General features: G+C 69.1%; 23 protein-coding genes and 1 pseudogene. 14 read left to right on the top strand and 10 right to left on the bottom strand.

Annotated elements, in window-relative coordinates; translation table 11 throughout:
* Positions 1-94: 94 nt before the first annotated feature.
* From ACFXQA_RS11625 to ACFXQA_RS11615, 3 genes are read left to right on the top strand one after another with little or no spacing between them, the layout of a single operon-like run.
* Entirely contained in the window at positions 95-916 is an 822-nt protein-coding gene (locus ACFXQA_RS11625) for an SDR family NAD(P)-dependent oxidoreductase (RefSeq protein WP_394519992.1), read from the top strand.
* A 5-nt stretch (positions 917-921) separates the two neighbouring features.
* Positions 922-1,077, top strand: a complete 156-nt coding sequence (locus ACFXQA_RS11620) for a DUF2256 domain-containing protein (RefSeq protein WP_394519991.1) — start codon at positions 922-924, stop codon at positions 1,075-1,077.
* Positions 1,074-2,522 (top strand): cryptochrome/photolyase family protein, encoded by a 1,449-nt coding sequence (locus tag ACFXQA_RS11615; RefSeq protein ID WP_394519990.1) that lies wholly within the window; start codon positions 1,074-1,076, stop codon positions 2,520-2,522. Before ACFXQA_RS11620 ends, ACFXQA_RS11615 begins: the two co-directional genes overlap by 4 nt.
* Positions 2,523-2,617: 95 nt before the next feature.
* Here ACFXQA_RS11615 and ACFXQA_RS11610 read toward each other — a convergent pair whose 3' ends face one another.
* The 3 genes from ACFXQA_RS11610 to ACFXQA_RS11600 all read right to left on the bottom strand — a co-directional run bounded on the left by ACFXQA_RS11610 (position 2,618) and on the right by ACFXQA_RS11600 (position 5,060).
* The gene (locus ACFXQA_RS11610) at positions 2,618-2,899 is read right to left on the bottom strand and encodes a thioredoxin family protein (RefSeq protein WP_394519989.1); all 282 of its coding nucleotides are present in this window, start codon (positions 2,897-2,899) and stop codon (positions 2,618-2,620) included.
* 209 nt (positions 2,900-3,108) lie between these two features.
* The gene (locus ACFXQA_RS11605; protein WP_394519988.1) at positions 3,109-3,813 is read right to left on the bottom strand and encodes a response regulator; all 705 of its coding nucleotides are present in this window, start codon (positions 3,811-3,813) and stop codon (positions 3,109-3,111) included.
* The gene (locus ACFXQA_RS11600; protein ID WP_394519987.1) at positions 3,807-5,060 is read right to left on the bottom strand and encodes a sensor histidine kinase; all 1,254 of its coding nucleotides are present in this window, start codon (positions 5,058-5,060) and stop codon (positions 3,807-3,809) included. Before ACFXQA_RS11600 ends, ACFXQA_RS11605 begins: the two co-directional genes overlap by 7 nt.
* A gap of 125 nt (positions 5,061-5,185) precedes the next feature.
* On the opposite strand from ACFXQA_RS11600, the gene ACFXQA_RS11595 reads away from it, so the two are divergent.
* Genes ACFXQA_RS11595 through ACFXQA_RS11585 form a run of 3 tightly spaced genes read left to right on the top strand, consistent with a single transcriptional unit; the run spans position 5,186 to position 8,366 of the window.
* Positions 5,186-6,169, top strand: a complete 984-nt coding sequence (locus tag ACFXQA_RS11595; protein WP_394519986.1) for a Bug family tripartite tricarboxylate transporter substrate binding protein — start codon at positions 5,186-5,188, stop codon at positions 6,167-6,169.
* Entirely contained in the window at positions 6,166-6,819 is a 654-nt protein-coding gene (locus tag ACFXQA_RS11590; RefSeq protein WP_394519985.1) for a tripartite tricarboxylate transporter TctB family protein, read from the top strand. The genes ACFXQA_RS11595 and ACFXQA_RS11590 overlap by 4 nt, the downstream gene beginning before the upstream one ends.
* Positions 6,819-8,366 carry a tripartite tricarboxylate transporter permease gene (locus tag ACFXQA_RS11585; protein ID WP_394519984.1) on the top strand — a complete coding sequence of 516 codons (1,548 nt, stop codon included), beginning with the start codon at positions 6,819-6,821 and terminating at the stop codon, positions 8,364-8,366. The genes ACFXQA_RS11590 and ACFXQA_RS11585 overlap by 1 nt, the downstream gene beginning before the upstream one ends.
* Positions 8,367-8,533: 167 nt before the next feature.
* Here the strand turns inward: ACFXQA_RS11585 and ACFXQA_RS11580 are convergent, their stop codons facing one another.
* Positions 8,534-9,118, bottom strand: a complete 585-nt coding sequence (locus tag ACFXQA_RS11580; RefSeq protein WP_394519983.1) for a hypothetical protein — start codon at positions 9,116-9,118, stop codon at positions 8,534-8,536.
* A gap of 120 nt (positions 9,119-9,238) precedes the next feature.
* Here ACFXQA_RS11580 and pgi point away from each other — a divergent pair, with 120 nt between their 5' ends.
* From pgi to ACFXQA_RS11565, 3 genes are all read left to right on the top strand, one after another.
* Complete coding sequence (pgi, locus tag ACFXQA_RS11575; RefSeq protein ID WP_394519982.1) at positions 9,239-10,918, top strand: glucose-6-phosphate isomerase; 1,680 nt, start codon at positions 9,239-9,241, stop codon at positions 10,916-10,918.
* Between the two features lie 30 nt (positions 10,919-10,948).
* Complete coding sequence (locus ACFXQA_RS11570) at positions 10,949-11,329, top strand: cupin domain-containing protein (RefSeq protein WP_394519981.1); 381 nt, start codon at positions 10,949-10,951, stop codon at positions 11,327-11,329.
* Between the two features lie 210 nt (positions 11,330-11,539).
* Positions 11,540-12,451 (top strand): aggregation-promoting factor C-terminal-like domain-containing protein, encoded by a 912-nt coding sequence (locus tag ACFXQA_RS11565; RefSeq protein ID WP_394519980.1) that lies wholly within the window; start codon positions 11,540-11,542, stop codon positions 12,449-12,451.
* Positions 12,452-12,457: 6 nt separating this feature from the next.
* Here ACFXQA_RS11565 and ACFXQA_RS11560 read toward each other — a convergent pair whose 3' ends face one another.
* Positions 12,458-12,781 (bottom strand): hypothetical protein, encoded by a 324-nt coding sequence (locus tag ACFXQA_RS11560; protein WP_394519979.1) that lies wholly within the window; start codon positions 12,779-12,781, stop codon positions 12,458-12,460.
* Positions 12,782-12,914: 133 nt separating this feature from the next.
* Between ACFXQA_RS11560 and ACFXQA_RS11555 the strand changes: the two genes are divergently transcribed.
* On the top strand, positions 12,915-13,691 hold the full coding sequence (locus tag ACFXQA_RS11555) for an alpha/beta fold hydrolase (protein WP_394520230.1): 777 nt from the start codon (positions 12,915-12,917) through the stop codon (positions 13,689-13,691).
* 88 nt (positions 13,692-13,779) lie between these two features.
* Positions 13,780-14,010 carry a hypothetical protein gene (locus tag ACFXQA_RS11550; protein ID WP_394519978.1) on the top strand — a complete coding sequence of 77 codons (231 nt, stop codon included), beginning with the start codon at positions 13,780-13,782 and terminating at the stop codon, positions 14,008-14,010.
* 18 nt (positions 14,011-14,028) lie between these two features.
* Here ACFXQA_RS11550 and ACFXQA_RS11545 read toward each other — a convergent pair whose 3' ends face one another.
* The 3 genes from ACFXQA_RS11545 to ACFXQA_RS11535 form a co-directional block, all read right to left on the bottom strand.
* Entirely contained in the window at positions 14,029-14,427 is a 399-nt protein-coding gene (locus ACFXQA_RS11545; RefSeq protein ID WP_394519976.1) for a TIGR03618 family F420-dependent PPOX class oxidoreductase, read from the bottom strand.
* Between the two features lie 121 nt (positions 14,428-14,548).
* Positions 14,549-14,887, bottom strand: coding sequence for a DUF2834 domain-containing protein (locus ACFXQA_RS11540; protein ID WP_394519975.1), 339 nt, complete (start codon positions 14,885-14,887; stop codon positions 14,549-14,551).
* A gap of 25 nt (positions 14,888-14,912) precedes the next feature.
* The gene (locus ACFXQA_RS11535; RefSeq protein WP_394519974.1) at positions 14,913-15,788 is read right to left on the bottom strand and encodes an aldo/keto reductase family oxidoreductase; all 876 of its coding nucleotides are present in this window, start codon (positions 15,786-15,788) and stop codon (positions 14,913-14,915) included.
* Between the two features lie 135 nt (positions 15,789-15,923).
* Here ACFXQA_RS11535 and ACFXQA_RS11530 point away from each other — a divergent pair, with 135 nt between their 5' ends.
* The gene (locus ACFXQA_RS11530; RefSeq protein WP_394519973.1) at positions 15,924-16,400 is read left to right on the top strand and encodes a winged helix-turn-helix transcriptional regulator; all 477 of its coding nucleotides are present in this window, start codon (positions 15,924-15,926) and stop codon (positions 16,398-16,400) included.
* A 173-nt stretch (positions 16,401-16,573) separates the two neighbouring features.
* Here ACFXQA_RS11530 and ACFXQA_RS11525 read toward each other — a convergent pair whose 3' ends face one another.
* Both ACFXQA_RS11525 and ACFXQA_RS11520 read right to left on the bottom strand, forming a co-directional pair.
* Positions 16,574-17,446 carry a G5 domain-containing protein gene (locus ACFXQA_RS11525; RefSeq protein ID WP_394520229.1) on the bottom strand — a complete coding sequence of 291 codons (873 nt, stop codon included), beginning with the start codon at positions 17,444-17,446 and terminating at the stop codon, positions 16,574-16,576.
* Positions 17,447-17,524: pseudogene (locus tag ACFXQA_RS11520) on the bottom strand (DUF2510 domain-containing protein); the annotation flags it as partial.
* 185 nt (positions 17,525-17,709) lie between these two features.
* Here ACFXQA_RS11520 and ACFXQA_RS11515 point away from each other — a divergent pair.
* Together ACFXQA_RS11515 and ACFXQA_RS11510 are read left to right on the top strand one after the other, a co-directional pair.
* Positions 17,710-18,177 carry a VanZ family protein gene (locus ACFXQA_RS11515; protein ID WP_394519972.1) on the top strand — a complete coding sequence of 156 codons (468 nt, stop codon included), beginning with the start codon at positions 17,710-17,712 and terminating at the stop codon, positions 18,175-18,177.
* A gap of 184 nt (positions 18,178-18,361) precedes the next feature.
* Complete coding sequence (locus ACFXQA_RS11510; protein WP_394519971.1) at positions 18,362-19,207, top strand: endonuclease domain-containing protein; 846 nt, start codon at positions 18,362-18,364, stop codon at positions 19,205-19,207.
* Positions 19,208-19,327: the final 120 nt, after the last annotated feature.

Raw genomic sequence — 19,327 nt, 5'->3', positions numbered from 1 at the left:
CCTCGAAGTCGAGCAATCCGCTCGGCGCGCAACCCCCGGCTGCCGCCAAGCCTGCGCGTCTACGCTGGCCGAACCCGATACCCAGGAGGACACCGTGTCGCGCACCATCGTCATCACCGGAGCAAGCGACGGCATCGGCGCAGCCTCGGCGCGCCAGCTGCACGAGGCGGGCGAGCAGGTCGTCGTCGTCGGCCGCAACCCCGAGAAGACCGCCCGTGTCGCTCGGCAGTTGGGCGTGCCCTCGCACGTCGCCGATTACAGCGACCTTTCGCAGGTGCGCGACCTCGCCGCGGTGCTCCTCGAGACGTACCCGCGCATCGACGTGCTCGCGAACAACGCCGGCGGCGTCTTCGGCGAGCGCACCGTGACGGGCGACGGCTACGAGTTGACCTTCCAGGTGAACCACCTGGGCGGCTTCCTCCTCACCAACCTGCTCCTCGACCGGCTGATCGAGAGCCAAGCGTCGATCGTGCAGACGTCGAGCTTCGCCGCCCGCGGCTTCGCGCGGTTCGACATCGACGACCTCCAGGGTGAGAACCGTTTCTCGGCGACCACGGCGTACGGCAACGGCAAGCTCGCCAACGTCCTGTTCACGAAGGAGCTCAACCGCAGATTCGGCGACGACGGAGTGAGCGCGGTGGCGTTCCACCCCGGCGCCATCGCCAGCGGGTTCGCGGCAGCATCCACCGGTCCGTGGCGCTTCATATACACGAACCCGCTCGCGAGCCGTCTGCTGACCTCGACCGAGGTCGGCGGCGCGCGGCTGACGTGGCTCGCACTGGGAAAGCCGGGTGTCGACTGGGAGCCCGGCGAGTTCTACTCCAACAACAAGCCCTCTCGCACCAGCCCGGTCGCTGCCGATCCGTTGATCGCGAAGCGGCTCTGGGATGAAAGCGCCGAGATGGTCGGGCTCTAGGCCCCATGCCCGCCACCCCGCGGCAGTCGAAGCCCTGCGCTCACTGCGGTCGTCCGTTCAGCGACCGCAAGCGGTGGAGCGGCCGTGAGCAGTGGGACGAAGTGAAGTACTGCTCCCGCGGATGCCGCGCCGCGGCCGCCCGCGAAAGGCGCAGCGCGTGAGGGCAGCCCTGATCCTCGGCACCCAGGTGTTCGCGCAGCATCCGTCGTTCGACGATCCCGACATCGACGCGTTCTTCTTCGTGGAGTCGGCCGCACGCTTCGAGCGGATGCCGTACCACCAGCACAAGATCGTGCTGGTCCTCGCGGCCATGCGGCAGGCGGCCGCGCGCCTCGAAGCCGAGGGCCGAGAGGTGCACCGCGTCGAGCTGTCCGAGGGGCTGGGCTTCGCCGAGGGAATCTCGAGGCTTGTCGAAGAGACCGGTGCCGAAGGGCTCGCGTGGATGAGCGCGACCGACCGGGGGGTCGACGAGCGCCTCGATCGTCTCTGCGCGAAGCTCGGCGTGCCGACCCGGGTGTATCCCGACGCGCTGTTCCTGACCCCGGCAGAGCTGGTCGACGGGTGGTTCGGTGAGCATCAAACGCCGCTCATGGAGGACTTCTACCGCTGGCAGCGCCGGCGCACCGGCGTCCTCATGGACGGAGACAAACCGGCCGGCAAGCGCTGGAACTTCGATGCCGATAACCGCCAGCCGCTGCCGAAGGGCGGGCTTGCGATTCCGGCATTGCCGGTCGTCGCCCGTGACGCGATCACCGAGCGCACGATCGCCGAGGTGGCGGAGCGCTTCGCCGGGCACCCGGGTGACGCGTCGGAGTTCTGGCTGCCCGTCACCCCCGAGGTCGCACGCGACTGGCTCACGACCTTCGTCGACGAGCGACTGCACGACTTCGGCCGGTACGAAGACGCGATGGCGCACGACGAGCCGTTCCTGTTCCACTCGCTGATCTCGCCGCTGCTGAACATCGGGCTGATCACGGTGCAAGAGGTGGTGGATGCGGCGCTCGCCGCCGCCGACGACGTGCCGCTGGCATCGATCGAGGGGTTCCTGCGCCAGGTCATCGGCTGGCGCGAATACATGCGGGGGATGTACCGGGTGCACCCGGTGCTGGAGCGCACGAACTTCCTCGGACAGGAACGCAAGCTCGAGGGCTGGTGGTACACGAACGAAGACGTGCCAGACGATCTGCCGGAGCCCGTTCGCGCCGTGCTCGCGCGCGTGCACCGCTGGGGCTACGCGCATCACATCGAGCGGCTCATGGTGCTCGGCAATTGGTTCCTGCTGCAGGGGTACGAGCCGCGCGAGGTCACGCGGTGGTTCTCGGCGCTCTTCGTCGACGCCTACGAGTGGGTCATGGTGCCGAACGTCATGGGCATGAGCCAATACGCCGACGGGGGTCTCGTCGGAACGAAGCCCTACATCTCGGGCGGTGCCTACCTGCAGCGCATGGGTTCGTGGTGGTCGTCGGGCCGTGAGGCCAAGGAGTCGGCGTTCACCGACGCCTACTGGCGCTTCCTCGACGAGCACGAAGACCGCCTCGCGGGCAACCACCGCCTGGCGCGTCCGCTCGCGCAGATGCGGTCGCGTCGCGAGGCCGCGGCCGAGTGACTCGCCGGGCACAACTCCGGCGATATCGGAGCTTCCGCCCCCTCAGCGGCCTACACGGACCCCGCGAGACCGCATTGCAGGGGTTGTTCGCGGGCTCAGGCGTCGAGCGCCCGAGCGACCGCGACCAGCACCTGGTCGAGCTGGGGCACGCCCGCCGCGCGCAGAACCTCGGCGCCCGCCGCGGTGCGCAGAATCACCGTCGGCGTCGCATCGATGCGGTTCGCCTCGGCCAGGTCGGGCACGAACGCCACGTCGTGTTCCGTGACGACGACGTTCGGGACGAGCTGCTGCACGCGCTCGAGCACTGACCGCGTCTGACGGCAGGCGCCGCAGAACGACGACGAGAACAGGGTGAACTCGATCGGCGCTGTCTGCATACCCGCTGCAACCGCCGCCGCCGCGCCGATATTTCGCGTGGCATCGATTCTTCCCCTGTCGCAGATGGCGACCTCGACCGGCCATTCGTGACAGGGGAGCGCCGGGGGTGGATGTTCCCCTGTCGCAGATGGCGACCCCGACTCACCGTTCGTGACAGCGGAGCGCCGGGGCTCCTGGCGCACCGCAGCGGGGAGACCGCGGCGGGGGGTCAACCCACCCGGCGGTAGAGCACCTCGGGGCGCCCGCGCGCGCCGAACCGGTGCGACACGGCGACGTGACCGGTGTCGGTGAGGTAGCCGAGGTAGCGGCGCACGGTGGCGCGCGAAGCGCCGGACGCCTCGGCCACGGCCTGGGCGGTGACCGGCGTGATGGGGTGCAGCGCGGCGACGATGGTCTGCAGCGTCGAGGCGGCAAGCCCTTTCGGCAGCGCGTCCGGCATGGCGGGCGCCGAGGGGCCCTGACGCGGCCCGACCAGTCGGTCGATCTCGCCCTGTGCGAGGCCCACGGGTGTTTCGGCGATGCGCGCGCCGCGCTCGCGGCGGTACTCGGTCAGTCGAGCGACGAACGCCTCTTTCGTGAACGGCTTCACGAGGTAGCCGACGACGTGCGCGGCGAGGGCCTGGCGCACCGTGAACCCGTCGCGGGCCGAACTGATCACCATGACGTCGACGCCCCACTCGCGCACCAGGCGCAGGCGATGAAGCACCTCGATGCCGCTGAAGTCGGGCAGGTTCATGTCGAGCAGCACGAGGTCGACGCTCGAGTCTGCCGCCAACCGCGCGCCGTCGGCTCCCGTGCGCACCGCCGCGACGAGGTCGAAACCGGGCACGTCGCGCAGGTACGCGGTGTGCAGTCGCAGCACGGCGGGGTCGTCGTCGACGAGCAGGGTGCGGATGCTGTCGGCCGTCACCATACGAACCCCCGGGCGGCGATCGGCATCTCTACCGTGAACCGCGCCCCGCCCCACGGCGATCGGCCGACGGTGATCGTGCCTCCCCGGCCGGCGACCTCGCGGCGCACGATGTCGAGCCCGACGCCGCGGGAGTCGGGGCCGCCCTTCGACGAGACACCCCGCTCGAAGATGCGGTCGACGAGGTCGGGGGCGATGCCTGGGCCGTCGTCGACCACGTCGATGTGCACGTCGGTGGTGTCGGCGACCACCAGCACGCGCACGATGGCTCCGCCCGCCTCGACCGCGTTGCGGCAGAGATTGGCGATCACGAGCAGGTCGGCGTCGTCGAGCATCCCCGGCCCGACCGTGGTCAGCGGGTCGATCTCGAGACGCCCGCCGCGCCCGCCGAACTCGGCCGCGTACGAGTCGAGCAGCGCGCGCAGGGCGGGGTCGCCGACGGCGGCCGCCGCGTCGGTCGCCGTCGTGGGCGGAACCAGTCGGTCGACGTACTCGAGCGCTGCGCCCGATTCGCCCTCGGCCACGAGCCCGCGGACTACATGCAGGCGCGTGCGGAACTCGTGCGTCTGGTCGCGCAGCGCCTCGGCGATCTGCCGCTGGGTCTCGGCGTCGCGGGCGCGTTCTTCGAGGCGGCGGATGCTGCGACGCAGCGCGCCGGTCAGAAGCGCGCTGACGAAGCATCCGATCACCACCGACCCCAGCACCCAGGGGAGGAGGCCGCCCACCGCGGCATCGAGGTCGCCCGCGATGCGGCTCTCGAGGATGCCGACCGAGGCGGTGCCCACGACGTCGTCGCCGTCGTAGACGGGCACCTTTGCGCGCAGGGTCGGGCCGAGGGTGCCGGTCTCGGTGCCGACGAACGTCTCGCCCGCGAGCACCGCCGACGCATCCGTCGACACCGGCAGACCCCGCTGGTCGAGGGTCGGGTGGGTGAGCCGCATGCCGGCGGCATCGGTGATCACGACGTAGTCCACGCCCGAGGCCTCCTGCAGGATGTCGGCGAGCGGCTGCAGTTCGCGCATCGCCGCCGGGGTGTCGTCCTGCACGGCGGCGCGCACCTGCTCGAGATCGGCGAGGCTCCGCGAGACATCGAGCACGCGGTCGGTCGTGGCGAGACGGATGCTGCGTTCCTGCACGGCGAGGGCGACCAGAGTCGTGACGGCGACGCACGCGAGAACCACGATGCACTGCATCACCAGGATCAGCAGCATCCGGGTCTTCGTGGTCGGCACCGGCGTGTTCGAGGTCATCAGCGACTCCTCCGCGGCGTGAGCATCAATGAGCGCAACTCCTCGCGGAGGCGATGCGTCGTTCGCGCGGTGCCACTCTACTCGGGCGACCTGCAGCAACGACGGAGCAGGCGCAGGAGGTGAAGATGCGTCGACGCATCACCGGATCGATCGTGGGAGTCCTGGCCGGCGCCCTGTTCGTAGCCGCGGCCGTGCACGCCAGTGCCACCGGCGGCGGAGCCGTCAGCCCGCGAACGAAGATCACGCTCGTTGCTCCCGCCGCCCCGGGTGGCGGTTGGGACGCCTTCGCCCGCGAGGGCCAGCAGGTCATGCGGGCCGAGGGTATCGCCGGAGGGGTGCAGGTCGTCAACGTGCCGGGCGCCTCTGGCACCATCGGCCTCGGTCAGGTCGCCGAGATGGGCGACCGCCACGACCTCATCATGGTCACCGGCGGCGTCATGGTCGGCGGGATCATCATCAACAACTCGCAGGTGACCCTCGAAGACGTCGTGCCCATCGCGCGCCTCGCCGACGACTTCAACGTGCTCGTGGTACCCGCAGATTCGCCCTTCCAGACGCTCGACGACTTCGCGCAGGCGCTCGCCGCCGACCCGGGCGGCACCGCGATCGCCGGCGGATCGCTCGGCGGCATCGACCACCTGCTCGCCGGACTCCTGGCGCAGGCCGTCGGCGCCGACCCCGCTTCGGTCAACTACCTCGCCTACCCCGGCGGCGGTGAGGTCGTGACCTCGGTGCTCTCGCACACGGCCGCGGCCGGCCTCTCGGGCTACAACGAGTTCCGCGACCAGATCGAGTCGGGCAGCATGCGGGCGCTCGGCACGTCGGCGCCCGAACCGGTCGAGGGAATCGACCTCCCCACCTTCCGCGAAGAAGGACTCGACGTGACGATGTCGAACTGGCGTGGCTTCATCGCCCCACCCGGCATCGATGACGCGACCCGCGAAGAACTCATCGCCATGGCGACCGAGCTGCGCGACACCGACGCCTGGGCCGAGGTGCTCGACCGCAACGGATGGGTCGACAGCTTCATGACCGGCGACGAATTCGGCGCCTTCATCGCCGAAGAGACACTGCGCACCGAACAGATCGTCGAGGAGCTGGGGCTATGACCACCAACGAATCCGCACCGCTCACGACGGGGGCTCTGCGCGTCCAGCGCATGCCCCGCTGGTTCACCGGACGCAGCGAGCTGTTCGTCGTCGCGGGGGTTCTGATCCTCGCGACCTGGATGCTGGTCGGCACGGTCACGATGCAGGTGCCGGCCGGTGCCGCCTTCCCCGGGCCGCAGTTCTTCCCGACGCTCGTCGTCGTCTTCCTCTACGCCGTCGGTGTCGCCCTCGCGATCGAGGTGCTGCGTTCGCCGCAGCGCCAGCACGTCGGCGATGACCCGACCGAGATCTCCGACGAGATGCTCCGCGACCTCGGCAGCCTCGACGACACGAGCGAGATCCGCGTCGTTTCGCCCGAGGACTATCCCGCGGTGTCGACGGATGCTGCGGGGAGCGCAGCATCCGGATCCGACCACAAGACGGTCGCGATCACCATCGCCGCGTTCGCGGGCTTTATCGTGATCCTGCCCTTCGTGGGCTGGCTGATCTCGGCCGCGGCGCTCTTCTGGACGATCGCGTGGGCGTTCGGCAGCAAGCGGCCGCTGATGGACATCGCGGTCGCCGTCATCATCTCGTCGGTCGTGCAGTTGGCGTTCGGTGCGGGCCTCGGCCTGTCGCTTCCCGCCGGATTTCTCGGGGGGATTCTCTGATGGACCAGCTCATGCACCTCATGGAGGGGTTCGCGGTCGCCTTCACGCCGCAGAACCTGCTCTTCCTCGTCATCGGCGCCGTGCTCGGCACCGCCGTCGGCGTGCTGCCGGGTCTCGGCTCGGCGATGGCCGTCGCCTTGCTCTTGCCGGTCACGTTCAGCCTCGACCCGACCGGCGCATTCATCATGTTCGCCTCGATCTACTTCGGCGGACTGTTCGGCGACTCGACGTCGGGGATCCTGCTGAACACCCCGGGTAACTCCTCGGCGATCGCCACGACCTTCGAGGGCCATCGGATGGCCAAAGACGGGCGCGCCGCCAAAGCGCTCGGCACCTCGGCGATCGGTGCATTCATCGGCGGCACGATCGCGTGCGTCCTCGTCGTCTTCTTCGCCCCGGCGATCGTGCAGCTGGCGACGATCTTCGGGCCCGCCGAGTACTTCGCCCTCGCCGTCTTCGCGTTCGTCGCGATCTCAGCGGTCGTGGCCGACTCGATCGTCCGCGGTCTCGTCTCCCTCGGTCTGGGCTTCGCGCTCGCCCTCGTCGGTATCGACGGCATGACGGGCACCGAGCGGTTCACCGCGGGCAGCCCGGTGCTCTTCGACGGCATCTCGATCATCGTGATCACCGTCGGACTCCTCGCCCTCGGCGAGGTGCTGCACGTGGGCTCCTACATCCGTCGGTCGGGAGGGCCCGGTGCGGTCGTCGCCCCGAAGGGCTCTCCGATGCTCAGCGCGCGGGAGTGGCGCCAGGCTCTGCCCGCGTTCCTGCGCGGCACCGCGTTCGGCATCCCCTTCGGGGCGATTCCGGTCGGCGGCGCCGAAGTGCCGACGTTCCTCGCCTACGGCACCGAGAAGCGCCTCGCCAAGCGTCGCAACGACCCCGACTTCGGCACGCGCGGCGCGATCCAGGGCGTCGCAGGCCCCGAAGCCGCGGGCAACGCGACCGCGGGCTCCGCGATGGGCGCCCTGCTCGGGCTCGGCATCCCGACCTCGGCCACGGCCGCGATGATGATCGCCGCGTTCCAGCAGTACGGCATGCAGCCCGGCCCGTTGCTCTTCGAGCGCAGCGGCGACCTCGTCTGGCCGTTGCTGGCCAGCCTTTTCCTCGGGCTGATCATCCTGCTCATCATCAACCTGCCCTTCGCCGCTGTCTGGGCGAAGCTTCTCCTGATCCCGCGCCACTACCTGTACGCCGGCATCTCGGTCATCGCGATGCTCGGCATCTATGCGATCGCGTCGCGCACGATCGACCTCTGGATGGCCCTGGGCATCGGTGTCGTCGGGCTGATCATGCGCCGCTTCGCGTTGCCGCTCGCCCCCGTTCTGATCGCGGCGATCCTCGGGCCGCTCGCCGAGACGCAGCTGCGTCGAGCCCTGGCGGTGTCGGAGGGCGACCCGTCGATCCTCGTGTCGTCGCCGATCACGGTAGTTCTCTATATCGCCCTCGCGATCACCGTGGGCGTGAGCATCTTCCAGCACACGCGGCACACCGTGAAGCGTCGCAAAACGGTGCGCGAAGAGAAGCCGAAGGTCGCGGCCCGCTGACCTGGTTCGATCTGCTCGGGCCGCGAACGATGAGGGGATCCCGAGGATCGAGGATGCTTCGCCCGCGAGCCATCCTCATCGTGCGGGATCCCCTCGAACTTCGAGTGAAAAAAGAAGAACCCGGCAGCGAAACGGCTGCCGGGTTCTTCTGGATTATGCGGGGAGGGTCAGGCCCATTCCCACGTGGCCAGCACCGACTGCGCGAGGGCATCGCGGTCGGCCTCATCGACGGTGTCGTTGAAGGTGAACGTCACGACGTACGTCTGACCGGCGTTGGTGGGGTAGTACTGCTCGATGCGGTACTCGGTTCCCTCCGACGACAGCAGTGCGGTCAGGTGCGACGATTCGACGCCGGCGATCTCGACCCGGTCGAGAACCTCGACTCCGGTGGCGCCGCCGCCTTCGAGCTCCTGCACGCCGAGGGTCTCGACCTGCTCGGTCGTCACCTCGCCCGAGGGGCTGAGCACGACGTTGACGTTGTCGGCGAATCCGTCGGTGTCTTCGAGGTCGGCCGCGATCGTGTCGACGCCGGCGGGCTTCTCCTGGCCTTCCGGGATTCCCCAGCCTTCGGGGGCTGTGTAGCTGTAACCGTCGCCCTGCTGGACGTCGCCGGCCGCGGTGGGCGTCGTCGTCGTCGCGGTCGCGCTGGGCGACGACATCTCGGTCTGTTCGGCCTCGGGGGCAGCGGGGCTCGAGCATCCGGCGAGGACGAGAGCGAGGGCGACTGTGGCGAGTATCGGTGTGCGGCGCATGTGACCACCGTATGCGTTGCGTACGAGCTCGCCGCACCCCGATAGGCTCCGCGCGACCATCAGGGCGGCGTGTCTCGTCAAGTCCCCGCGCGAAGCTCCGTTCGTGGCTAGCGTGGAGGTGTGAGTGCACCCGTCGATCCCACGTCCACGTCCGCCTGGAGCCGGCTGCTCGCGGCCCGCGACACCTTCTCGCCCGACTTGCGAGGCTGGTTCGCGAACGACCAGGGCCGAGTCGAACGCCTGACCCACACGGTGGGCGATCTGCACGTCGACCTGTCGAAGAACTTGGTCACCGACGAGATCCTCGCGTCGCTGGTGCAGCTCGCCGAAGAGACCGGCGTCGCCGAGCGTTACGCCGCGATGCTCGCGGGCGAGCACCTCAACACGAGCGAAGACCGCGCGGTTCTCCACACCGCACTTCGTCGTCCGGGCGGAGCGACTCCCGAACTCGTCGTCGACGGCCAGCGAATCGACGCCGACGTGCACGAGGTGCTCGACAACCTTTCGGCGTTCGCCGAGCGCGTGCGTTCGGGGGAGTGGCGGGGCGTCACCGGCAAGAAGGTCACCCACGTCGTCAACATCGGCATCGGCGGCTCCGACCTCGGGCCCGTCATGGTGTACGAAGCATTGAAGCCCTACGCCGACGCCGGCATCGAGGCGCGGTTCGTGTCGAACATCGACCCGACCGACGTCGCGCAGAACACCGCCGACCTCGACCCCGAGACCACGCTGTTCATCGTCGCGTCGAAGACGTTCACCACGCTCGAGACGCTCACCAACGCCCGTCTCGGCCGCGAGTGGCTGTGGTCGGGGCTGACCGAAACCGGCGCGATCAACGGGTCGGAAGAATCGCGAACGGATGCTGTCGCCCACCACTTCGTCGCCGTCTCGACCGCGCTCGACAAGGTCGCGGCCTTCGGCATCGACCCGGCGAACGCCTTCGGTTTCTGGGACTGGGTGGGGGGCCGCTACTCGGTCGACTCGGCGATCGGGCTCTCCCTCGCGATCACGCTCGGCCCCGACAACTTCCGTGAGCTGCTCGCCGGCTTCCACCTTGTCGACGAGCACGTCGCGACGACCCCGCTCGAGCGCAACGTGCCGGTTCTCATGGGCCTGCTGAACGTCTGGTACAACAACTTCCTCGGGGCGCAGTCGCACGCCGTGCTGCCGTACGCCCAGCAGTTGCACCGTTTCGCGGCCTACCTGCAGCAGCTCACGATGGAGTCCAACGGCAAGTCGGTCCGCTGGGACGGCACACCCGTCGTCACCGACACCGGCGAGATCTTCTGGGGCGAGCCCGGGACGAACGGCCAGCACGCGTTCTACCAGCTCATCCACCAGGGCACGCGCTTGATCCCGGCCGACTTCATCGCGTTCGCGAACCCGGCCTACCCGCTCGAAGACGGCGGCCGCGACGTGCACGGGCTGTTCCTGGCGAACTTCTTGGCACAGACGAAGGCGCTTGCTTTCGGCAAGACGGCCGAAGAGGTCGAAGCCGAGGGGACGACCGGTGCTCTGGTCGCGGCGCGGACGTTCCCCGGCAACCGGCCGACGACGTCGATCTTCGCCCCGTCGCTGACGCCGTCGGTGCTGGGCCAGCTGATCGCTCTGTACGAGCACATCACCTTCACCCAGGGCACGATCTGGGGCATCAACTCCTTCGACCAGTGGGGCGTCGAGCTCGGCAAGCAGCTCGCGCTGCAGATCGCTCCGGCGATTGAGGGCGACGAAGCGGCGCTCGAAGCGCAGGATGAGTCGACCCGAGCGCTCCTCGCTTACTACCGCGCGCAGCGTCCCTGAGTGGCGCGGCAATCGGCGAGAGGCTGACGAATGAGCGAAGGAAAGACGGCCATCGCCGCCGAGCTCGCGCAGGTGACGGAGCACTGGACGCCGCGCGTGATCGGGCGGGTGAACGATCAGTACGTGAAGGTCGCGAAGCTCCGCGGTGAACTGGTGTGGCACGCGCATGAGCACGAAGACGAGATGTTCCTCGTCGTCTCGGGCCACCTCCGGATCGAGCTGGAGGGGCAGGACGACGTTCACCTCGACGCCGGTGAGTTCTTCACGGTGCCGCGTGGGGTTCGCCACAACCCGGTCGCCGATGACGAGGTCGAGATCGTCCTGATCGAGACCGTCAGCACTGCGCACACGGGCGATGTCGTGGTGTCGGGCACGGTTCCTCTCGCGCAGCAGGTGGCGCACCAGCACTAGACGCGCGGCCCGATCGCACCGCTTCGACGGGGTGACCGACCAGCCCATGGATGCCCCTGACCGGGCCTTTCATCGCGCGCGCTCTCACGGTTCTGCCAGCAACCGCTGAGGATCCGTCCAGGCGCGGTGAGGCAAACTCGCTCACTTGTGTCTCACCCGAGGACGCGAAGCGCCGTTTCGGCGCCCACCAACCGAAGGACCCTCTTCGTCATGCCCACTCACACCAAACCCGCGCGCACGCGCATCACTTTCCTCGCCGCCGCTGCCTGCGCGGGCGTCGCCCTGAGCATCGTGGCGACCGCCGCGACCGCCGCGGCGAGTCCGCTTTCGGGCCCGGTGGCAGCATCCGCGTCTCTGGTGCGCGAGATCGCCGCCGTTGCGCCGATCGTCGCCGAAACACCCGCGATCGATGACCTCACGATCAGCACGAGCGAGGCGCAGACCGCGCTCGACGATGCCCGCGAGGCCCAGACCGAGGCGACGACCGTCATGACGACCATCGCCGAATCCGGTCTCGCCGAGCGGATCGCCACCCCGACGGTCGACACCACCGATCTGCGTGCGTCGATCTCGAGCCTCGCGAAGACGAACACCGTTCCGGTGCTGCTCTTCCCCGAGCTCGCCGACGATGCCGAGACCCAGGCAGCGACCGTCGACGCCCAGGTCTCCGTGTTGCGCGGCGAACTCGACGCCGCACGCGCCCAGAAGGCGGCCGAAGATGCCGCGGCCGAGGCCGCCGCACAAGCGCAGCGCGACGCGGAGGCAGCGGCGCAGGCAGCACAAGCCGCCGCCGAGGCGCAGGCTGCGGCCAACACGCCGGCGGGCGCGCAGAGCACCGCCCGAGCGATGGCGGCAGAGCGCTACGGGTGGGGCGGCGATCAGTTCTCGTGTCTCGTGTCGCTCTGGCAGAAGGAGTCGGGCTGGAACTACAAGGCCTACAACGCCTCGAGCGGCGCGACCGGCATTCCGCAGGCGCTGCCGGGAAGCAAGATGGCGAGTGTCGGCTCCGATTGGCAGACGAACGCCGCGACCCAGGTCGCGTGGGGCCTGCAGTACATCTCCGCCGCGTACGGATCGCCGTGCAGCGCGTGGGGTCACTCGCAGTCGACGAACTGGTACTGAGCCCGCTCAGCCCGTTTCATCGGGTCGGGGGAGCCGCACCGTCCACCCGATGCGCGTGAGTGCGGCATCCAGCCGTTGCGCCTGCACGATCGCGACCTCCAGCGACGCGTCGGAGCACACGTCGATCGCGAGCGGCGGCGGGTCGGCGAACCGCGGGATCTGAACCTCTGCCCACACGTTCGGCGCGAGGCCCACGCGGGGGTAGGCGGTTCCGGCGTTGTCGACACGAGAGTCGGCGGCGAACGCGATGACGTCGAGCGCATCGAGCTTCGTCACGGGCATGTCGACGACGAGAGTCACGACGTAGGGCCCGCTCGCGGTATCGCGCATTGCCACCTCCGGAGTAGTTCTCCCAGCCGAACACAGTGGCGGGCGAACCTCAACGGGTTGCGTCGGCTGTGCGCCGCCGTGACGCATGCGGAAGAATGGATGCGTGTCCCAGACCCCCCGCGCACTGACCGAGATGCCCGATCCCCAGTTCGTGATGAGCGGCGACGGGCTGCGACTCGCGACCTATCTGTGGGGAGACGCGGCGGCCGCCACGCCGGCGGTGCTCGCCGTGCACGGGTTCGGCTCGAGCGCGCGCGACAACTGGGTGAACACCGGGTGGGTGCGCGACCTTCAGGCTGCCGGGTTCCGCGTGCTGGCGGTCGATCAGCGCGGACACGGTGCGAGCGACAAGCCCCACGATTCAGCCGCCTACGCGATGCCGACTCTCGTGGCCGACCTGTTGACGGTGCTCGACACCTACCTGCTCGACTCCGTGCAGTACGTGGGCTACTCGCTGGGTGCTCGAGTGGGCTGGGAGCTCGCGGTCACCTACCCCCACCACGTCGAGCGTGCGGTGCTCGGCGGCATTCCCGATGGCCGCCCGCTGCGACGCCTCGACGTGCCGCAGGCGCGCGCGTTCATCGATCACGGCACTCCGGTGCAGGATGCGGCGACGCAGCGCTACGTCGGGCTCGCGCAGCGCGTGCCGGGCAACGACCTGCGAGCTCTCATCGCGATCGCCGAGGGGATGACGGTGAACGGCGGCGACCCCGATCCTGCCTCACCGCCCGCGCAGCCGGTGCTGTTCGCGACGGGCGGCGAAGACCCGATCCTCGAGCAGTCGCGGCAGCTGGCGGGGTACGCACCGCGCGGCGAGTTCTTCGAGATCGAGGGCCGCAACCACGTGAACGCGCCCGGCGCGCGGGCGTTCCGCGCGGCGGGGATGGACTTCCTCGGTCGGACCGACTGACACCGTTGGCACAGAGCGGCCCGTCTGTCGAGCCGTCTGCGCGCCGCGATCGCGACCGCGATGCTGAGAGCAGTCGAAAGGATCCTCTATGAGCGACAACGGCAGCATCCCTCGTTCCGGCGACCCGGACACCACGCAGGCCGACCTCGAGAAGGTCATCGGTGGCGAACTCGAAGACCTTGCACCCGCGCCCGAGGGCGCGCCCGATGAACCGGGCGCACCCGACCCCGACGAGGTGTTCGTCGCCCCCGAGGGAACCGGGCCCTACGCCGACCGCGATGTCGTCACCGACGAGCGCACCGGGTCAGCCGACGTCTGACCACGGTAGCCCGCCGCTTCAGTCGGACGAGTGATCGCGGGTCCAGCTCACTTCGGGCTCGATGACGAATGCGGCCAGGCCCGAGCGGATGTCGTAAGCGGCGCCCGTGTACTTCTGGGAGATGCGGTCGACGATCGGCAGTGCCTCGTCACCCTCGAGGCGGCGCGTGACGCGACCGCGGACGAACGCCATGTCGAGCGGCTCGTCGGGATTGGTCACGGAGAGGGCGATCCGGGGGTCTGCCTGAAGGTTGATGTCTTTCCGCGAGTTCGCCATCGCGAACATCGTGAGCTGGTCACCTTCGACCCCCACCCACACCGGAACCGCGTGGGGAGCACCGTCGGGCATGAGGGTAGCCACGTGCACGACGGTGTCGTGCTCGAAATAGGGGCGAACATCGGTCCAGCGCTTGCTCATCGCGTCTCCATCGTCGGGGTGGGTGGGGCCGTCGTTCGGCTTGTTCCGGTGCAACCGGCGGGTGGGCTCGGTGATTCCTGGGCCGAGTCCGACAGACGGGTCGCGCGTCCGGCGGTGGACACTATCGGCGCGTCGCGGCCAGCTTGCGCTCGCGCATCGCGAGGAAGAGCGGGAACGTGAAGGCGAACGCTGTCACGGCCGACAAGACGACGTAGAGCCAGGCGCGTTTCATGCCGAGTCGACGCGCTTCGGCGAAGATCAGCACGACCCCGGCAACAGCGACGACCAGGAGGTCGACGCCGATCGACGAGACAGCGGGTCCGCTGCCGAACAGGTCGTCGAAGTAGTTGCGGCCCGCGATGACGGTCCACGCGTTGAGTACGAGCGTCCAGACGAGTCCGACGATCGCGAGGCCGAGGTAGACGAACGCCCGCGGCGTCCAGTTCTCTCTGAGGGTCATGCTCGAACCGTAGCCCGGTGGAGTGTCACCGGCGCCCGATCGCGTCGAGTTCGGCGAGGTCGGCGCTCGTGAGCGCGACACTCGCTCCGGCGACGTTCTCGCGCAGGTGGGCCACCGACGACGTGCCCGGGATCAGCAGGATGTTCGGTGAACGCTCGAGCAGCCATGCGAGCGCCACCGCCATAGGGGTCGTCCCGAGGCGGGATGCGACGGACGACAACGCCGACGACTGCAGGGGGCTGAAGCCGCCCAGCGGAAAGAACGGCACGTACGCCACGCCGTCGCGGGCGAGCTCGTCGATCAGGTCGTCGTCGGAGCGGTGCGCGAGGTTGTACATGTTCTGCACGCTCACGATGGGGGCGATGCCGCGTGCCTCCGCGACCTGCGCAGCCGTCGCGTTGCTCACCCCGAGGTGGCGGATCAGTCCTTGGCGTTGCAGGTCGACCAGCGACTCGAAAGACTCGGCGAGGGAGCCTTCTTGCGGCCCTTCCGCGTTTCCGAGCCGGAGGTTCACGAGACCCAGAGAGTCGAGCCCGAGTGTCGCGAGGTTCTCGTCGATCTGCCGGCGCAGTTCGTCGGGGTGGCGCGCCGTCGGCCACCCGCCCTGATCGTCGCGCGTCGCACCGACCTTGGTGACGATGTGCAGCGAGTCCGGGTAGGGGTGCAGCGACTCTCGGATGAGTTGATTTGTGACGTGCGGGCCGTAGGCCTCGCTGGTGTCGATGTGGGTGATGCCGAGCTCGATCGCCTCACGAAGAACGGCGATCGCTCCGTCGTGGTCGGCGGGTGGGCCCATGACCCACGGACCGGCGAGCTGCATGGCGCCGTATCCGAACCGCGTGACGGTCAGGTCGCCGAGGGTCCACGTTCCTCCGGGGAGGCGGGGAGAGTGCGTGGTCATGGTTGCGCGTCCTTCTGATCGTCGGCGGCAGGAGCCTGGAGGCGCCGCCGTGCTCCAGTATTGAGGGGGGCCTCTCCGCCCGGAAGACGGCACTTCAAGGTGCCCACCTGATGCGAAAGAAGGCGAACCGGGGCGATGACGACAGCGACGGCGGCGCAGAAGAAGGCCGCGGCGAAGGCGAGCTACGACGCGTTCCTGGCCGAGTCCCGAAGTCGCCGACTCTTCGAGCGCGTCTCCGACAAATGGGTGCCCCAGGTTCTCTGCGCGCTCAGCGGCCGATGGACGACATCACCCGACAGCGCCTGTGAGACACCGTCGGAGTCGGGCGTGGCGGCGGCGGAACCCACGCCGCATCCGCTTCGCTCCGCAGAACTGGCCCGAATGCTGGCGGGAGTCAGCCAGAAGATGCTCACGCAGACGCTGCGCTCGCTCGAGCGCGACGGACTCATCACCCGCACCGTGGTGCCGACCGTGCCCGTCACCGTCTCTTACGAGCTCACCGACCTCGGCCTCTCGCTGCACCGCACGCTCCGCACCCTGAAGGGCTGGGCCGAGACGAACATGGACGACGTCCTCGCACATCGCGAACGGCACGACGAAGACGCCGCCTGACGAGCGGAACCGTTACGAGGCGCGCTGCTCCGATCCGCCGTGCTGCCGGTCGAACGCGGGCCGGATGGGTGCGGTGTCGTAGACGATGTGCAGCCGCTCGATCAAACCGTCGGCATCGAGTTCAGCAATGTCGACGACCGTGTCCCGTGACCCCGGGATGCCCGGTGCGCGGGCTACTCGCAGGCGATGCCGTCGTTGTCGTTCCCGTCGAGGTCGTAAACGTCCGGACCGACGACACGAATCGGTCCGCCGACGTACTCCGGACCGTCGCCCTTTCCGCTGGCGCAGTCGACATCAGAAACGCCCACGGGAACGCAGGCGCCTGAATAACTGCCGTGGCACCCGCCGCCCGACTGCGGGGGTGCGGGTGCGGGCTCCGCGGGCTTCGGAGCATCGTAGACCCCGACCGAGGTGACCTCGGTGGTGGGTGGACGCGACACGACGTCGGAGGCGACCGCGCGTCCGGTCTCCACGCCGTCGGTCAACGTCACCGTGTAGGTGAGCGTGCGCTCCCCGTCCATTCCAGCGGTGGTGACCGCATTCTGACCGCGCGGGCGGTTCGGGTCGTCGGCGTTCGTCCGCTCGAAGGGGATCGCTTCTCGGACGACCTCTTCCCGGGTCGTCACGACCGGTGTCGGTGTCGGCGTCTGTGTCGGCGTCGGCGTCGCAGACCGCGTCGGCGACGCGATGGGCGAGGCGCTCTCCGGACCGCTGACTGCTTCGGTAACGAGCCCCTGGTCGGACGCGCCGGGCACCGCCGCGCTGACACCGGCGCTCACAAGCAGCACGGCGGCTGACGCGGCGATCGCACCGATGGCGATGTTCCGCGTACGCAGCCGCAGCCAGGTCGGCGTTCCCCGAGTGAGTCCGACGATCGCGGTCACGAGGATCACGAGGGCGACGAGCGCCAGCAACGGACGGAACAGGAACAGCGCCACGATCGTCACCACAGCGATGCCGATCCACGCCCAGACCGGAACCCGCTTCGCGATAGCCGGCGCGTCACCCGCCAGCGGGTCGATCAGCGTGACCCCCTCACGCGACACGTGCTCGGTCCAAATGTTTCCGTCCCACCACCGAAGCTGTCCGGCTTTGGTCGGATCCGCAAACCACCCCTGTTGCATGTTCGACATCGAACTTCCCCCCTGAATGCAATCAACTTTCCGAGACTATGGGCGCGACCGAAAATATGAAAGGTTTCTCATATTTCCGCGGCGACGTCCGGTTGGCACCGTGCATACGCTCCCGCAACATCGGCCGACGTGAACTAGACGTGCCGGCCACCCGAGGTGCGGCGGAAGGCCCACCGATGACAACCACGACCACTCGTAGCATCCGACTCCTCGCCGCTTTCCTGGCAGTCGCGGCCGTTGCCCTCCTCACCCTCGCCCCGCGCTCCGTCGTCGCCCCGGCGCGCGGCCATTTCATGCGCCTGATGGATGCCGTCACCGCACCGCTCCTCGCGGGCATTCCCTACGGCGACGCCGAGCGGATGCTGAATGCCGCCATGTTCGTGCCCCTCGGCGCCACGATCGCCGTGCTTCTGGCCCGGCGCTTCTGGCCGGTCGCGATTTTCGCGGGCTTCGCGCTGTCGGCGACCGTCGAGTACGTGCAGGCGTCGATCCCCGGCCGCGTGCCCGACCCGAACGACGTGCTGTGGAACACGCTGGGCGGCGCGGCCGGTGTCATCGTCGTCACCGCGGGGAGATGGGCCATTGCTGCCGCACAGCGCCAGAGCCCGCCGCCGCAGACCAGCCCCCGCCGCCCTCCGCACTAACTCAGGCTGAATGGCGCGCAGGATTTCGGAAGTACCGGAATCATGCGGGGGTGATCAGGGCGCCCGACCAACGAGCCTGAGATAGTGCAAAGCATCCTTCCTCCCCAGGCGCCCAACCGCTCGTTTTGTCCCCAGCCGGGCGGCTGCACGCCTTTCTCGACCGAGCGGGGGAAGACCGTGGGGGATGGTCTCCGTCGAATACCAGCACCGATCCGACCTTTTCCAGCTCGGGATGGACCGGGCGATGATCGATGCGGCCGTTGCTTCGGGCGAGTTGATCCGGGCGCGTCGTGACCACTACCTCCGCGGCGACACCGCGGATGCGATCGTTCGTGCCGTTCGGGTCGGAGGAAGGCTCACCTGCCTGTCGCTCCTGTCGTTGCTGACGGTCTTCGTGCTGCACAACCGTCACCTTCACGTGCATCTGCCACGCACAGCCAGCCGCATGCGCTCGCCCCACAGCAGGCGCCGCCCGCTGGAACCCGCACGCAGGCGCGGCGTTCGACTTCATTGGCTGCCGCTCCACAGTCCGCCCGGAAAATTCGCGTGTATCGCCATCACCGATGCGCTCGCGCACGCCGTGCTCTGCCAGGCGCCGCGCGCCGCCATCGCGACGCTGGACAGCGCGCTCCACAAAGGTCTTGTGGAGGTGTGGCAGCTCGCAGACGTCTTCCGGAACCTGCCGGCGCGCTACGGGGTGCTGCTGCCGCTGGTCGACGGCCGCGCCGAATCCGGACCGGAGACGCTCATGCGCCTCATGCTTCGCGGACTCGGATGCGACGTGCAGCTGCAAGTGCCGTTCGAGGGGATCGGGCGCGTCGACCTCCTGGTCGATGGGTGGCTGGTCATCGAGTGCGACAGCGAGGAGTTCCACACCGGGTGGGAGAGTCAGGAGCGAGACCGGCGCCGGGACGTGCTCCTGGCCGGGCGGGGATTCACCACCCTCCGACCGACCGCGAGCATGATCATGTTCGAGCCGGCCCGCGTCCTGGAGGCCGTCAAACGCCTGCTCGCCGGCCATGCTCGGTGAGCGCGCTCGACCTACCGCCTCGTGTCCGCACTAACTCAGGCTCGTTCGGTCCCGCCCGGTGCGGGAACCCCGCCAATTAGCCGATTCCGCGGCAAGAGCGGATGAACGAGCCTGAGTTGG

Origin of the sequence: Microbacterium shimangi (genome assembly GCF_043556445.1) — a bacterium.
GTDB lineage: Bacteria > Actinomycetota > Actinomycetes > Actinomycetales > Microbacteriaceae > Microbacterium.
This window is presented reverse-complemented; position numbering and strand designations above follow the sequence as displayed.